Source organism: Erythrobacter sp. YT30 (genome assembly GCF_001542875.1).
In the GTDB taxonomy this organism is placed as follows: Bacteria; Pseudomonadota; Alphaproteobacteria; order Sphingomonadales; family Sphingomonadaceae; genus Erythrobacter.
In genome coordinates this window covers 1,517,000-1,532,896 of the sequence record NZ_LMAF01000002.1, presented here as the reverse complement: position 1 = coordinate 1,532,896, position 15,897 = coordinate 1,517,000, and the positions used below count along the sequence as shown (strand labels likewise).

Below are 15,897 nucleotides of genomic sequence, written 5' to 3'. Positions count from 1 at the left end.
CAATGTCAGGCTGTTGCGAAGAAAGAGTGTTTGATGGCTTGTCACCGGCCTACAAGCGGGCATTGATTGCGGTCATAGCGATCAATGCGACCATGTTCGTTGTCGAAATGTGGGCCGGAATGACCTCCGGCTCGCAGGCGCTGAAAGCCGATGCCCTTGACTTCGCTGGGGACGCCGCAACTTATGGCCTCAGCTTGGCTGTGATCGGCGCATCCATTCGAACGAGAGCCATGGCTTCGCTGATCAAGAGCGGTTCTCTCGCGTTCATCGCCATTGCAGTTCTTGGAATGACCGCATTGCGGTTTGCAGAAGGCGTGCCGCCTGAGGCGCAGACCATGAGCCTGGTCGCTCTGCTTGCGCTCGCCGCGAATGTAACGAGCGTTATCATTCTGCTCAAATGGCGCGACGGCGACAGCAACGTTCGCTCGGTCTGGCTGTGTTCGCGCAATGACGCGATTGGCAATGTCGCGGTGATCGTCGCGGGCCTTCTTGTCGCCGCGACCGCGAGTGCTTTGCCGGATTTGCTCGTGGCAATCATGCTGGCAGGCTTGTTCCTCCGGTCGTCCATCGCCATCGCGCGGCAGGCGATGTCAGAGCTTAGGTCTGAGCGCCTTCATCTAAGTGGAAGTGAAAGCAAATGAGCGTCCTCGCGAAAGAGCGCATTCTCTCTCTGATTGAGATTGAAAAAGCCGCTTTCCAAAAAGCAAAACAAGAAGGAAATCGTGGGGCAGCGTGGACCGCACTAGAGCGCGAGCACATCCTCGGTCAGGCATTTCTCTGGCTGCATATTCGATCGCATGTTGCGATGCTCAGGTTTGCTCTCACACAAGGCGAAATTGGCGAAGCTATCGGACAGTTCGTGCGACTGGTTCTGGCACCGCTCGGCAATATGACGGGCAAGTTACCCCGGGGAAATACGGGACGGTCCAATGTGAGCGCCTTTGCGCCAATGCCCTATCCCGATGACCTCGCAGAAGTGCTGTCGCGATCTGACGAGGCTCATAGGCAATAGCAAAATGGGCATACTCTCAAACGCACAGGTAGAGCGCCTTTATGACAGGAACGCGGGCGTCTACGACCTACTGGTGACCGGGTTCCGATGGGTCGGATTGAGCCGCTGGCGCCGCAACCTCGTCGAGAGGATGAACGTCAAGCGGGGCGATCATGTCGTCGACTTGTGCGCTGGGACCGGTGCTAACCTTCCGTTCTTGCTCGACAGGGTCGGAGCGGAAGGCAGAGTGACCCTTGTGGATTTATCACAAGGCATGCTGGCCAAGGCGCGTAAGCGTGCATCGCGCCGTCAGGCAAAAAATGTGGCGTTTGTCCATGCGGACGTAGCGGGTTTCCAATTTCCAAATGGTATAGACGCGGTGATCAGCACGTTCGGCCTGGAGATGCCGCCGGACTATGCAGACATCATCGGACGCGCCTCCGATGCACTGCCTGCAGGCGGACACTTGGCGCTGCTAGGCCTCAAACACCCCGAAAGCTGGCCGCGCTGGCTAATCAATATCGGCATCCTTCTGACTAAATCGTTTGGTGTGTCGCGCGAATATGAAGAGTTTCAACCGTGGATACCCGCGCGCGAACATCTTCGTGAAGTTCATTTCCGCGAGTTTCTGTTTGGCTGTGCCTATGAATTTGTAGGCGAAAAGGCGTGAGCGGCCTCGAACAACCTTTCCAGGATAGCTCCTTGCATCATGCGCGCTGGAACCCTAAAAACACTTCAGAAATGCGACGCTTAGTCATGCCTTTTCTCGCGCTTATCGCACTGCTCTTCAGCAATCTTCTGATGCTGCCCGATGTGCATGCAGAACAGGGCGAGACGTTTGCCCACGCCGCGGACCACGTCTACGCGCATGGCGCGGAACATTTCGATGCCGACTTCCCGGATGACAGTCAGACCCAGCAGGATCACACGGGTGGCCACCATCACAACTGCAGTTTCAATCTTAGCGAAACCGGCAATCTCGCATCGAATGCATTCTGGCATCGAGAACCGTTGAAGCGGCCGCTGCGTGTAGCACCAATGGCGTCGCGCACGCCGTCCGTACCCAAGCAACCACCCAAGGCCTGACCGAAACCTTTTTCTGAGGTGAGCGCAATCCCGTTCACCCGGTTTCAGTCAGGAGATACGAAATGCGGTGCATTGCACTGGCCGCGGCGCTGATGGCCGCGTCCACCGGTTCGCAAACATGGGCACAAGACACGATCACGCTCGACGATGCGCTTGAACGCGCGGACGTTGGCAGCGGCGCGGGAGACGCTGCGTCTGCCAATCCGAGGGTTTACGGACCTCAGGCGCAGGAGGAGGCAGCGCGCGCAGCAATTGAGCAGGCGCGGCTGCGACCCAATCCGGAACTGAGCTTCGAGGCGGAGAATATTGCGGGAACAGGAGCGTTTTCCGGTCTCCGATCCAGCGAGTACACGCTGGGCTTCGCACAGCAGATCGAGCTTGGCGGCAAGCGCCGCGCGCGCATCGGAAGCGCGCAAGCATCGGCGAGGATCGCGGGGGTTCGCCGGGATATGTCGACCGCTGAACTTGCGCTGGCCGTGAGGGAGCGCTACATTGCGGCAGTCGCCGCTGGACAACGCGTCGAACTCGCGCGTGAAATCGTAGAGCGCAATCGCGAACTTGCGCGTATCGCAACCGTGCTGGTCGAGCTCGGGCGTGAGCCTCCTCTGCGCGCCATGCGAGCGCAGGCATCGCTTGCCGAAGCGGAAGCGCAATTGCAGGCTGCTGAAGCTGACGAGATTGCTTCGAGGCGAGCTCTCACTGCGCTGTGGGTGCCCACAGAAGTACCTTGGCGTGTCGCGTCTTCTTTCCCCGACATTAGTCCACCCGTTGCTACGAATGATGCATCTGATCCGCTGCCGTTGCGATTGGCCGGTTCTCGCACCGCACTCGCGCAGGCCGAGATCGCTCGCGAACGCTCGCTTGGCGTGCCGGACCCGACGGTCATGGCGGGTGTGCGGCGCTTCGAGGGCAGTAACGACCAGGCCTTCATTATCGGCGTTACCATTCCGCTTCCTTTCGGCAACCGCAACCAGGGCAACATCGCTGCCGCCGAAGCGCAGGCGCGCGCTGCGCAGGCGCAGGAAGCGATTGTCGAAGCCGATTATCGATTGGAGTTCGAGCGCACTCGAACGCTTTATCTTTCTGCCGAGACGAGGGTCGAAACCTTGTCACGCTCGAGCCTGCCGCAAGCCGAGGAGGCGCTCAGATTGGTCGAGATCGGCTATCGCAACGGACGCTTCCCCCTGATTGAAGCCCTGGCTGCCGCCGAGGCGCGCGACGCTATTCGTGAAAACCTGATCGAAGCAGAAGAGACGCGGGCCACCCTTGCAGCGCGCCTGATCTGGCTGGCGGCAGAGTGAGGATCACAGTCATGAAACGTAGCTACCTACTCGCATCCATTGGCCTTCTCTTTCTGGCTGTTATCGCGATTTGGGCTTTCTGGCCCACAGCTTCAGAAGAGCACGGCGAAGAAGAACACGGCGAGGAAACCCGCACGCTCGAGGGCATTGTGCAGATCGATCAGAGGCAAATCGAGGCCTCTTCGATCGGCATCGAGACGGTCCGGACTGGCTCTGTCACCGAGCTCGTTTTCCCGGCAACCGTCGCCGCTGCACCCAACGCGAGCGCTCGTATCGACGCGCGTGCTTCCGGGGTCGTGCGCAGCGTCAACAAAACCCTCGGCGATTACGTGCGGCAAGGAGAGGCAATCGCAAGGATCGAAAGCGCCGATGCAGCGGGACTCGCATCGCAGGTCGCAACAGCGCGCGCTCGCGTCAATGAGTTGTCGGCACTCTACGATCGCGAACGTCGCCTCTTCGAAGCAAATGTCACCGCGCGACAGGACCTCGAAGCGGCACAGGCCAATCTTCGGGTTGCACAAGCGGAATTGTCTCGCGCTCAGGCGGCTGCCGCGGCAGCGGGAGTGAGCGGCGATGGACGCTCTCTCGCCGTCACCAGTCCAATTGCCGGGCAGGTCACCAGCGCCCCGATTGTTCTGGGAGCCTATGTGTCTGCCGGCGATGAGCTGTTCCAGGTCGTCAACGCCAGCGGATTGCAGGTCCAGGTCGCACTTCCTGCAAATGATGCAGCGAGGATCAGGCCTGGGGACGAGACTACTCTTGAATTGGGGCGGGGCCGCGAGATCGGCGGGCGCGTGCGTTCGATCACGCCCGCACTTGACCCCGAAAACCGTAGCGCCACTGCCGTAATATCGCTCGCGCGGGGCGCACCTGACCTCCGACCGGGAGCATTCTTGCAGGCACGGATCCGCCCCTCGGGTGAGGCCGATGATGCGACGATTTCGGTACCTGACGATGCTGTGCAGACGGTGGAAGGGCGCGAGGTCGTCTTTGTCCGCATGGCAAGCGGTTTCCAGGCTATGCCGGTGACGACCGGTGCAAGCTCAGCGGGGCGTATAGAGATAAGGTCGGGTCTGCGCGAAGGTCAGCAGATCGCAACGCGCAATGCCTTTCTTCTGAAGGCCGAGCTCGGAAAGGAGGAAGCCGAGCATGGCCATTGATACCTCAACTCCGCTCGGGCCAGAGAAACAGCACCGATCAGGAATGATCGGTTCGATCCTTGATCTCTCGGTTCGCTTCCGCTGGGCAGTTGTGTGTATCGCTCTCGGCGTCGCGATCTGGGGTGCATTCAACCTCGCGCGTCTGCCGATCGATGCGGTGCCCGACATCACCAATGTGCAAGTGCAGATCAACACCGAGGCTCCGGCACTCTCTCCCTCCCAAATCGAAACGCAGGTTACCTTCCCGGTCGAAACCGGCATGGCGGGCATCGAAGGGCTGGAAATGACCCGCTCGATCTCTCGCAACGGGTTCAGCCAGGTAACCGCGATTTTCGAGGAGGGCACCGACCTCTATTTCGCGCGGACGCAGGTGGAAGAAAGGCTAGCAACGCTTGCCGCCTCGCTGCCTGAGGGTGCCGAGCCTTCGATGGGGCCAATCTCGACCGGGCTCGGCGAAGTTCTGATGTACACCGTCGAGTTCGACCGATCCTACGGCGAAGATGCCCCGAGCGGCGGACCGATGGGATGGCAACCCGATGGAAGCTTCGTCACCGATGACGGTGAGGTGCTGGATACCGAGGTGGCGAGAGCGGCATACCTGCGGACAGTTCAGGACTGGATTGTCGCACCGCTCATGCGATCGACCGATGGCGTTGCTGGCGTCGACACGATTGGTGGTTACGAAAAGCAGTACCTCGTGCAGCCCGATCCAGATCGCCTCGCGGGATACGGCGTTTCAATCGAGCAAGTCATCGCGGCACTGCAAGCCGCAAACCAGGCCGACGGGGCAAACTTCGTCGAGCGCGCGGGCGAGGCCCTGCTAGCCAGAGTAGATGCCCGGTTGGGTACCGTCAAAGATATCGAGCAGGCCGTTATCGCGACGCGCGAAGGCATTCCTATTCGCGTTGCCGATATTGCCACGGTTGAAGTCGGCGGTGATCTGCGAACAGGCGCAGGTTCGCTCAACGGCGAAGAGGCAGTCATCGGCACAGTGTTGATGCGCGCGGGCGAAAACAGCCGCACAGTCGCAGCCGGCGCGGCCGAGCGACTGGAAGAGGTGCGCGGGTCTCTGCCTTTCGGAGTTGCGGCGGAAATCGTCTACAATCGCTCCACCCTGGTGGATGCGACGATCAGGACGGTTCGCAACAACCTGACCGAGGGTGCGCTGCTGGTCATCGTGATCCTGTTTCTGCTGCTCGGCAATATTCGTGCCGCGATCATAGCCGCACTGGTGATCCCGCTTTCGATGCTGATGGCAGCCATCGGCATGAACCGGCTGGGCGTATCAGGCAATCTGATGAGCCTTGGGGCGCTCGATTTCGGGCTGATCGTCGATGGCGCGGTCATCATCGTCGAGAACAGTATCGCCCGTCTCGCCGCCAGGCAGGAGCATGAAGGCCGTCTGCTTTCCCTGCCCGAGCGGCTCGTCGAGACACGCCTTGCCGCGCAGGAAATGATCAAACCGACGGTCTATGGACAAGCGATCATCCTGCTTGTCTTCGCCCCTTTGCTCACCTTCAGCGGGGTCGAGGGCAAGACCTTTTCGCCCATGGCCATCACCGTGATGCTCGCGCTGGCATCGGCCTTCATCCTCTCGCTCACCTTCGTTCCGGCGATGGTTGCGCTTTTGCTGAACAAGGAGGTCAGTGAAACGGAAATGAAGCCGATCCGACTGGCCAAGGATCGCTACGAGCCTCTGCTTCGCAAGGCGCTCGCTCGCCCGTGGCCGGTGATAGGAACGGGTGCAGGAGTATTTGCACTCGCAGCGCTGATCTTCACCTTTCTCGGGAGCGAGTTCACGCCGCAGCTCGATGAGCGAGATCTGGCCGTGCAATCGCTGCGTATTCCTTCGACCCCGCTTGAGCGTTCGCTAGATATGCAAAAGCAGGTCGAAAGCCGTCTTGAGCAGTTTCCGCAGGTCGACCTGGTCTTTTCTCGCACCGGAACGGCAGAGGTCGCTACCGATCCGATGCCGCCGAATATCTCGGACGCCTATGTCATCCTCAAGCCACGAAGCGAGTGGCCCGATCCCTCGCTCACGAAGGACGAACTGGTGAACGAGATGGAAGAAGCGCTCGGCGATCTGGTTGGTAATCTCTACGAATTCAGCCAACCGATCGAACTGCGCTTCAACGAGCTTATCGCCGGGGTGCGCGGCGATGTCGCCGTGAAGCTATACGGCGATGATCTTGCCGCCATGACAGCGACTGCCAACGAAGTCGCTTCCGTTCTTGGAGGGATCGACGGCGCGGCAGACGTGAAGGTTCAGCAAGTGTCGGGGTTCCCGACTCTCGACATCGCTTTCGACCGTCCCACGATTGCGCGCTACGGCCTAACCGTCAAAGAAGTTGCGCAGACCGTTGCCGTCGCTCTGGGCGGTCGGAATGCTGGACTGGTTTTCAAAGGTGACCGTCGCTTCGACATTGTTGTCCGGCTTTCCGACGCCAATCGCAACGACTTTGATCAGCTGGGTGTCCTGCCGATTGCCTTGCCGAGCGGTGGCAGCGTTCCGTTGCGCGCCGTTGCAGAATTCAGGGTAGTGGACGGTCTGGCGGAAGTGCGACGGGAGCAGGGCCGCCGACTGGTGATCGTGTCTGCGAATGTCCGCGAACGGGATCTTGGGTCATTCGTGAGCGAAGCCCAAGCCGCGGTTGCGGACAACGTCACGCTTCCGTCAGGGTCCCTCATCGAGTGGGGCGGCCAATACCAGAATCTGCAACAGGCGCAGCAGCGACTTTTCATCGTCGTCCCGCTCGTCTTCGCGGTAATTCTGCTCTTGCTTTATATGGCAGTGGGCAGCTGGACTTCGGCATTGGCCGTGTTCAGCGCGATCCCACTCGCCCTGGCCGGTGGCGTGTTCTTTCTCGCACTACGTGGCATGCCGTTCTCTATTTCTGCTGCGGTCGGCTTCATAGCTCTTTCAGGGGTCGCGACGCTCAATGGACTGGTGATGATCACGGCCATCAAGCAGCGCCTTGCCGAGGGGCTGGCGCTGGTCGACGCAATCATAGAGGGCGCTATTGCACGTCTGCGTCCGGTCCTGATGACAGCTCTCGTCGCCTCCTTGGGCTTCGTTCCGATGGCCATTGCAACCGGAACGGGGGCGGAAGTTCAGCGTCCATTGGCTACAGTAGTTATCGGTGGCCTCATTACCGCGACCGCTTTGACGCTATTCGTACTACCCGCCATCGTCAGCCTAATCTTTGCCAAGAGAGTAGCCCAAGAAGCCGCGACGGATGAAGGCGAAACCATCGAAGCGCCGTCTCGTCCGCTGCAAGGAACGTGACGCGAGGCGAGAGGTTGGATTGAAGGAGAAGAAGATGAAGAAATTCAAGATTGCAGTAGCGCTCGCCGGCACTGGCATGATGGTCGGTCCGGCCCTGGCACAAGACGATGTCACGCCAGCGCCTCTCGCCGGAGTCTGGAGCCTAGGGGAAACGGCGTCATGCGAGGCTGGTCCGGCATGGGTATTCTTTGCAGATGGCTACTATGCGGAAGTGCAGCTTCCGGACGGAGCGCCAGCAGCCGTGGGTATCTGGCGGGATGAAAGCGATGCAATAGCCTATACTCACGCACATATGCCATTCGCGGGGCACGAACGCCCGATGAGGGTTCGTCATCTCACAATCGAAGAGCGCAGTTCAGAGCGGTTGGTCACGCGCAATTATCGAGGCGTAGCACGTATCTTTCATCGGTGCCCAGCCACGTCGCTCAAAGCGCCTGAAGGTCAGAGCGTACACTGACGCAGTTCAGGCGAGCTCTAGAGCGAGAAAGAGATCAGGGTAGGCATCTAAAGCAATGAAAAAGCATGAACACGAAGGCGACCATTCGCACGATCATGGCGGCATATTCGGTGAACGAACCGAGCTGATCTTTGCTCTGCTGTCCGGGATCAGTCTGGCAATAGGCTTCGGCATCGAGCAGCTGGCAGATCAACCCCCGGGGTGGGTTCCTCTCTCCTTCTATATCGCAGCCTATTTCTTCGGTGGCTTTTATACGCTGAAGGAAGCCGTTGGAAACGCCCTGGCAGGCAAGTTCAAGATCGATTCCCTGATGCTCGTGGCAGCCACAGGCGCTGCAATCCTGGGTGAGTTCGCCGAGGGATCGCTACTTCTGTTTCTCTTCAGCCTCGGCCATGCGCTCGAGAATTACGCGATGGGCCGGGCCAAACGCGCTATTGACGCGCTTTCGGAACTCGCGCCCGAACGCGCGACTGTTCTGCGCGATGGTTCGCCGGTCGATGTTCCCGTTGAAGACCTTGTCGTAGGCGATGTCGTCCTCGTTCGTCCCAACGAGCGGTTGCCAGCAGACGGTTTCATCGTGAAGGGCCAATCGGCCATCAATCAGGCGCCGGTCACTGGAGAGAGCATTCCCGTCGACAAGTCGCCAGCAGAGGATCGTGACGCCGCGCGCACTACGCCAGCCTCTATCAAGGCTGAATCGAGGGCATTTGCGGGCACGATCAATGGCAGCGGCGCGCTGGAGGTTGAGGTAACGCGCAAGGCCAGCGAAAGTACGCTGAGCAAAGTGGCCGAGCTCGTAGCGCAAGCAGAGACCGAGCGCTCGCCAACTCAGCGGATGACGGACAAGTTCGAACGTGTCTTTGTGCCGCTCGTTCTCTTGCTTGCAGCAGTCCTCCTGTGCGCGCCGCTGGTGATTGATGAGCCATTCAGCGAAAGCTTTTACCGCTCCATGGCCGTGCTGGTTGCGGCGAGCCCCTGCGCACTCGCTATCGCGACACCAAGCGCTGTGCTCTCGGGTGTGGCCCGGGCCGCGCGCGGCGGTGTCTTGGTCAAAGGTGGAGCCGCGCTGGAAGACCTCGGGACGCTCAAGGCGATTGCGTTCGACAAGACCGGAACGCTTACCGAAGGCGAACCTCGGATTACCGAAGTCATTCCTGCTCCAGGCGTCGACGAAACCGAATTGCTTTCTGTCGCGGTCGCGGTGGAGGCGCTCAGCGATCACCCCTTGGCACAGGCGGTGGTTCGCGATGGCAAGGCGCGCATGGACGGCGCGGCTATTCCCAGCGCAGAGAACCTCGAAAGCCTGACAGGTCGCGGAGTGAAGGCACAACTTCAGGGTGAGACCGTCTGGATCGGCAAAGCGGTGATGTTCGGAAACGACGGCTTGAAACCGCTAACCAGCGAAGTGGCCGAAACAATTGCGCAGCTTCGCGAGAAAGGCTGCACGACCATGGCTATTCGCCATGGCAATCGCGACCTCGGCGTGATCGCCATGATGGACACGGCGCGCGAGGGCGCGAAAGAAACCCTTGCGGCACTGCGCGAACTTGGAATTGAGCGCATGCTGATGATCTCCGGCGATCACACCAACGTGGCCCAGGCGATTGCTGCCGAAGTAGGACTTGACGAAGCACGGGGCGACCTGATGCCGGACGATAAGGTCGCGACAATCGAGGCCCTGAGTACCGAGGCGAAAGTGGCCATGGTCGGCGACGGCGTTAACGATGCTCCAGCGATGGCCCGCGCCACGGTCGGTATCGCAATGGGAGCCGCAGGTTCCGATGTCGCGCTTGAAACCGCTGATGTCGCGCTGATGGCCGACGATCTGCGACACCTGCCTTTCGCTGTAGGTCTTTCGCGCAGATCGCGCAGTGTCATACGCCAGAACGTCTATGTCAGTCTGGGAGTGGTCGCGATCCTTGTCCCAGCAACAATATTTGGTTTGGGAATCGGACCCGCTGTCGTGATGCATGAGGGTTCGACACTTCTGGTAGTATTCAACGCTCTCCGCCTTCTGCGATTCAAATAGAAAACGCATGATGGTGGCTATCGCAAATTCGATATAGTCTGTTCGTTCAGGTTAAAGGGAACGTAAGCTAGTGAATAAAGACATGCGCTTTCCACCCAAAGCCGCCAGCTATCTGAGCATGCGTTCGATCGCATTCCCGATTTCCTGCACCGCCTCGAGCAAATGCCCATCATCAAGATGCGCATATCGGGCCGTCGTCTGCACATTGGCATGACCGAGCAGCCTCCCGATCATCGGCAAAGTTTCCTTGTTCATCGCAGCGTGGCTGGCAAAGGTGTGACGCAGATCGTGGATGCGAACGCCGGGTAATCCGGCTTCGTCTCTGAGCCTGCGCCAGAAGCCATTCACGCATCGAAGAGGCTTGCGATAGCGGTAGTTCCAAAACGGGTATGGAATCCTCTCGAAGCGCGGAAGCGCGGCGATCACTTCGCGGGCAGCCGAGCCAAGCCATACCGTTCGCGGTCCGGTCTTGCTGTCGCGCAAGTGCAGACGGTTGCCCTTGATGTCGGCCCATTCGAGCGTAAGGATTTCGCTCTTCCGACAGCCGGTCAGCAAGAGGAGCGTGATGGCCGCACCGACGCACTGCTTGGTGCGATCCTCTGATACGCGCAGTTTTGCCAGCTCAGCACCCAGACGGGCCAGTTCATCATTGGAAAGGAACCGCTCGCACTGGCGCTTGCGGTTGGGCCGAACGGAGCGGCACGGATTGGTGTTTTCGAGCCGGTAGCCCCATTCCTCTGCCTTGTTCAGCATGTGCTTGAGGATTTCGAAGGTCCGGTTCGATGCTCCCGGCCCGGTCCGATTGTTGAGGTCCGCAAACCAGCTCGTGACGTGGCCCTCGTTGAGTTGGTCGATGTAGACACCCGCGAAGGCGTCATCGAGATAGCGACGGCGGTAGCCGGTGTGCGTTTCCAGCGTCGATGCTTTCCAGCGTGGTGCCCAGCGATCCCAATATTCGGTCACGAAGTCGGCGAAGCTCGGCGCGGAACGGATGCGCTGGCGTTCGGTGGCCGGATCGCGACCGACCTGCGCGTAGGCGATAACGCGACGCGCGACCATCTGAGCCTGATAACGAGTAAGGACCGATGCAGGCCCGATTGTCACCGTGCGCATGCGCCCTGCCATGCGGGTCTGGACGATGTAGACGTTGCGACCACTCGGATAATGCCGAATGCCGAAGCCGTGCTCGACACCCAGCCAGGTCGTCGTTCGCGCCTTGCCTCTGGGAACGAGCTTGAAGTTGACGGTTGCCCCGACCTCGGCAAGCGCCTCCTCGACGATCTTCTTGAGACTGGCGGCAGTCATGGCCTGAGACCAATCGCCTGCGCCAGCGAGCCAGATACCCGTTCTGCGGCTTCGCCGATCACGTCATCGGACAGGTGGGCATATTTTGCGGTCGTCTCGACCAGCTTGTGGCCAAGCAGCTTGCCAATGGTCGATAGCGGCACGTTGTCCATGATCGCTGTCGAAGCGAAGCTGTGGCGCAGATCATGGATACGAACGTCGGGCAAAGCGCAGCGCCGCCGGAATTTGTACCACCAGGTATCGAAGTTCAGCGGGCGTTTCCCGGTCCGGTTCGGAAAAACGAGATCGCAATCTTCGCGCCGCTCGATCCCGGCAAGGACATCCTGCGCCTGCGTGTTGAGCCAAATCACCTTGGGACCAGTCTTGCTGTCTGGCAGCAGCAGTCTGGGCGGCTTCACCCACTCCCAGCGCAGGTTCTTGATCTCGCCCACGCGCGCGCCGGTGAACAATAGCAGGCGAGCGATTGCGACCTCTGCTGGCCGGTCCGCCTCAGCATCACGCAAGGCCGCTCCGATCCGGCGATACTCGGCTGGCGTCAAATAGCGCTCGACGCTCTGCCGCTTGTAACGCGGCATGCCTCGGCAGGGGTTCGAACCTGGCCGACGCATCTTGAGCGCTTCGGCATACTTGAACAACGCGGACAGCACGGGAACGGCGCGGTTGAACTTCACCTCGCTCTCTCCCGCGCATCCATCGCGCCAGCGGTGGATGTCTGGTGGGAGGATGTCCGCTACGCGCGTGTCACCAAACGTGGGTTTGATGGTGAGCTTCCATGCGGTCCAATTCCGCTTCGTGGTCGAAGGCTTCCAGACGCGCGAAAGATCGTCCCAATAGGCCTCAACGAAATCGGCCATCGTAGGAGTGGCCTTGACCACTGCGCGTTTTGGCAATCCGTCGAGCGCGGCTTCGGCGAGGATGCGGCGAGCCTGCGCCCTCGCCAGTCCCGCCTCAAGCTCGTCGGTCCGGCCAAGGGTTATGCGACGATGCTTACCGCGATGCCGCAAGCGAACGAACCAGAAATAGTTGCCGCTCGGCCTTACGCGCAGGCCGAAGCCTGCAAGTTCGGTATCCCAGATGCAGTATTCGCGCTCGCGCAGCGGTAGTTTGCGGCGGGCAAAATTACCATCGAGAAGTGCTCTGCGCGCAGACCTTCGACGCTTGGGGACCATATGGCATTCGCCCTCGTGCAAACTGCCCCCAGAACCCTTGGAAATACTGGCATTTGCGGGGACCGAGCGGCATTCAACAGCGCCCTCTCTACCGAGCACCTTGAGCGTCTCACGCACTGATTTTATTGCACTTTTTCCCAAAACACAGCAGTGCTACTGCGTACGGTGTGCCTGTCAAGTTCCAATGTGCGCGGATGGTGCCAGTCATATTGGCTGACTGATTCTTGGAAAGCATTGGCCTTCTTCACCATCGGAGCGTGAGCAACGTTTCCTACTGTGCGGACTCTTCTGCTTTGCGCCCCTATTTCGGTCGTTCAATGCGGTCGGCTGTTCTCAAGAAAGCGAGACACTAGCGTCCGACCTACCCCGGTCAAAAAAAACCTCAATGACACAGGGTTTGAGCAAGACACCGCTGGCCTAATGTCGGCTTATCAAACTTAGTGCCGTCATATGTTGGTTGATGGAATAGGGTCGAGAGCTGTAGCTTATTGGTCAGAGGCAGGCCTTGAATGAGAACTTTTCGGTCGAACCATCGACTCGGTTGATCCAAAAGCACCTTGTTCCAAAGTCCGCCGAACGAATGCTAAAGCTATCCACGCCAGCTCCAATTTTCTCTGATGCTTCAGGGTGGCGATCTAATAGAAGCCTGAGGACGGTTTCATCTTCTTGCGATACTTTGTCTGCAAGATCGTATCTGTAGAGCATCTCTCTGAAAAAGTCTTGAGCATCTCCTTTCCTGGCAAAGTGATGCTCGCCAATCGTGACGGGTTTTGCTGGCATATTTAGTTCCTAGTTGTGTCTGCCAATGGCACCTTCTCTAATACCTCTTTGGTGATGAGATTAGGGACATTCATCCCTTCGAATTCAGGTGCATACCTTTGTATCCATCTCACGCAGCCGTTCCTATCCAGGTCATCCTGAGCAATCTTTTCATAGAGTTCGACCGCAGTCATTCGGGATAGCCCCAGCTCCATAAGTGACAGCAAAGTTTTACTCGAGACGCCAAATTCTAGAGCAACACCAATATCGAATTCCTCATCGATCAGGTCGGAGCGCTCAACTTCAACGAGATGATGGTTGAGGACATCGACGTAAGAAGACAGGTATTTGGGGGCCTTGAAGCGCGCCGTTTGCTCAACAATTTCCAACGTCTCACGGATGAGATTGGGTAGCCGGTATGAGCGCCCATTCCGCTTTTGATAGTCGATGCGGTTTCGGATAATCGTGGCAAGGGAATACCCCTTGAGCCACTCGACAACGATCAACGAATGAAGTGGAATTAGACCAGGCGGCAGAAAAACGGGTACGACGTTCACATTGACCCGCTCCATGATCGTTACGAAGCGATCATATGCGTCAACGCTTTCGGACGGCACAGGCAATAAATTTGAGGGGTCGTTCTTGTAAGCACGAAAAGCCTCCAACAACCGCTGAAGTCCAATAATGTTTACGCCAGGATGGCGGATTGCCAACTCGATTGGAAGGTCAATTTCATCTGCTATCTGCGTGAGTTTGGATTCGAGAAGTTCAATGGTTTCTGCGCTATGCCGCTTCGCCAACGGTGCCGCAGAAAGTGAGCCGAGCCGCAAATAGGTGTTTATCAGATACGCACCAACTTGTTCAAATTCATCCGAGTTCGAGATGTTGCTGTTGTCGTCGGACAGCCGTGCTTCAAGATATGAGGCTAAATCCTCATTCTGCCCTAGAACCGCGTCCGTTTCTCGTTTGATAGGATAGCGCGATCTTCCAGGCACGCCCATCGGCCAGGCTGTTGGGTGAGTTGGCTCAATACAAATTATGTTTCCTTGAAATTCATCGCCCCAGCGGCCGGCACGCCCTGCAAGGTTCCAGAAATCGTGAGGTTCCATCGGGTGGCCCCGACCTTTACGGGGGCCTCTGACCACGATCGTTCTGCACGATAGGTTTACGCCTTCAATGAGCGTGGAAGTGCAGGCCAGAAACTTGATCTTACCGCTCTTGAACAACCGCTCAATCTCCATTCGAATGAGCGCAGGCATGTTCCCATAGTGAAAGGCTACGCCGCGCTCCACCAAAGGGGCTAGCTGGTAATCTCGATGGACTGCCTTTCGGGCCAAATCTGCAAGATCAAGAAGCTCCTGATCTTTATCATCTTGCTCGTCGAGTAGCTGACTAATGAGTAGGGCGACATCTTCGGCCTCTGCCGCTCCATTGCAGTAGACTAGCGTTCCGCCACGCTCCCCAGCTGCGGCGGCAATGAAGGCTAGTTTTTTCTTTACGGTTCCAGCTTTGTTATCGAGATGCAAGACCCCCAACGGCAGGTCGCTTTCCTCTCGCACCAAGTTTAGTGTCCACTCTTTTGGCTTGCCCCTAACTTGCTCCGCCAAGATCACGTTTTGAAGGACCGTTGGCGTATCACTGTCGATTGATGATTGAGCTATGCCATCTGGCGCATCGGTTAGAAGCTCTTCTGGGTTTTGCGTGGCTGGGCTGACGAAAACAGCCTTCAAGGCGGGGTTGATCCTTGAAATTCGCTCAACCGCATCCTGGAGGATAACGCCGCGCTGATTGTCTCCGATCTTGTGGGCTTCATCGACGACCAAAAGGTCGATCAGACAATTCTCTTTGAGCATGTTTATCAGTAGGTGCAGGCGTTCCTGAGTGAAGACGAATATCACTTTCTTGTCTTGCGCTCGAGCCTCGGTGTACTTTTCGACCAAGGGTATCGAATGGACTGAGACGTTTTCGGTATCCTTGAGAAGGGTCTTCAACTCGCTTTCGATTTCTGTGACCAGTGCTCGCGTCGGGGCAAGGTAAACTGCGACGCGGCTTTCTGATGTGCGAACGTAATTGTTGAGCCATTGCAGTATCAGGAATGTCTTTCCCGATGCGGTCGGTGCGGAGGCTGAAACCCATGTGTCTTCTGTCTTGGCACCGGACCAAAGCTTTTGTTGAAAGTCATTGACGGTCAACCAAGAACCATCGGTTTCGACAAGAACCGAATCCTCCATCTCGCGGCGAAGCGCTTCAAGGCGCATTGAAACACCGAGCCGCTCATTCCTATTCGCTTTCACAAGTTCTCGGTCTTCGGCTAACTTCGCTGCCCTATGGTTGGACAGCTTTTCTAACAAGAC

General features: G+C 58.4%; 13 protein-coding genes. 9 read left to right on the top strand and 4 right to left on the bottom strand.

Features of this window, described 5'->3' with window-relative positions; all coding sequences use genetic code 11:
• Window positions 1-2: 2 nt before the first annotated feature.
• The 9 genes from AUC45_RS12055 (at window position 3) to AUC45_RS12015 (ending at window position 10,310) form a co-directional block, all read left to right on the top strand.
• On the top strand, window positions 3-641 hold the full coding sequence (locus tag AUC45_RS12055) for a cation transporter (RefSeq protein ID WP_067602842.1): 639 nt from the start codon (window positions 3-5) through the stop codon (window positions 639-641).
• Complete coding sequence (locus AUC45_RS12050; protein ID WP_067602839.1) at window positions 638-1,012, top strand: DUF3703 domain-containing protein; 375 nt, start codon at window positions 638-640, stop codon at window positions 1,010-1,012. Before AUC45_RS12055 ends, AUC45_RS12050 begins: the two co-directional genes overlap by 4 nt.
• Before the next feature lie 4 nt (window positions 1,013-1,016).
• Window positions 1,017-1,661, top strand: a complete 645-nt coding sequence (locus AUC45_RS12045) for a class I SAM-dependent methyltransferase (protein ID WP_067602835.1) — start codon at window positions 1,017-1,019, stop codon at window positions 1,659-1,661.
• Entirely contained in the window at window positions 1,658-2,077 is a 420-nt protein-coding gene (locus tag AUC45_RS15780) for a hypothetical protein (protein WP_156423838.1), read from the top strand. Before AUC45_RS12045 ends, AUC45_RS15780 begins: the two co-directional genes overlap by 4 nt.
• A gap of 62 nt (window positions 2,078-2,139) precedes the next feature.
• Window positions 2,140-3,378: a TolC family protein gene (locus tag AUC45_RS12035; RefSeq protein ID WP_067602830.1), complete on the top strand. Its 1,239-nt coding sequence runs from the start codon at window positions 2,140-2,142 to the stop codon at window positions 3,376-3,378.
• Between the two features lie 11 nt (window positions 3,379-3,389).
• Window positions 3,390-4,538, top strand: a complete 1,149-nt coding sequence (locus tag AUC45_RS12030; RefSeq protein WP_067603887.1) for an efflux RND transporter periplasmic adaptor subunit — start codon at window positions 3,390-3,392, stop codon at window positions 4,536-4,538.
• 43 nt (window positions 4,539-4,581) lie between these two features.
• On the top strand, window positions 4,582-7,824 hold the full coding sequence (locus tag AUC45_RS12025) for an efflux RND transporter permease subunit (RefSeq protein WP_082701177.1): 3,243 nt from the start codon (window positions 4,582-4,584) through the stop codon (window positions 7,822-7,824).
• 34 nt (window positions 7,825-7,858) lie between these two features.
• Window positions 7,859-8,281 carry a hypothetical protein gene (locus AUC45_RS16035; RefSeq protein WP_233998745.1) on the top strand — a complete coding sequence of 141 codons (423 nt, stop codon included), beginning with the start codon at window positions 7,859-7,861 and terminating at the stop codon, window positions 8,279-8,281.
• A gap of 55 nt (window positions 8,282-8,336) precedes the next feature.
• Window positions 8,337-10,310 (top strand): heavy metal translocating P-type ATPase, encoded by a 1,974-nt coding sequence (locus tag AUC45_RS12015; RefSeq protein WP_082701110.1) that lies wholly within the window; start codon window positions 8,337-8,339, stop codon window positions 10,308-10,310.
• Window positions 10,311-10,418: 108 nt separating this feature from the next.
• On the opposite strand, the gene AUC45_RS12010 is transcribed toward AUC45_RS12015, so the two are convergent.
• The 4 genes from AUC45_RS12010 to AUC45_RS11995 all read right to left on the bottom strand — a co-directional run bounded on the left by AUC45_RS12010 (window position 10,419) and on the right by AUC45_RS11995 (window position 15,735).
• Window positions 10,419-11,615, bottom strand: coding sequence for a tyrosine-type recombinase/integrase (locus AUC45_RS12010; RefSeq protein ID WP_067602827.1), 1,197 nt, complete (start codon window positions 11,613-11,615; stop codon window positions 10,419-10,421).
• Window positions 11,612-12,784: a site-specific integrase gene (locus AUC45_RS12005; RefSeq protein WP_067602824.1), complete on the bottom strand. Its 1,173-nt coding sequence runs from the start codon at window positions 12,782-12,784 to the stop codon at window positions 11,612-11,614. Before AUC45_RS12005 ends, AUC45_RS12010 begins: the two co-directional genes overlap by 4 nt.
• Window positions 12,785-13,276: 492 nt before the next feature.
• Entirely contained in the window at window positions 13,277-13,564 is a 288-nt protein-coding gene (locus AUC45_RS12000; RefSeq protein ID WP_067602821.1) for a DCL family protein, read from the bottom strand.
• Between the two features lie 2 nt (window positions 13,565-13,566).
• Complete coding sequence (locus AUC45_RS11995) at window positions 13,567-15,735, bottom strand: DEAD/DEAH box helicase (RefSeq protein WP_197409562.1); 2,169 nt, start codon at window positions 15,733-15,735, stop codon at window positions 13,567-13,569.
• Window positions 15,736-15,897 lie beyond the last annotated feature (162 nt).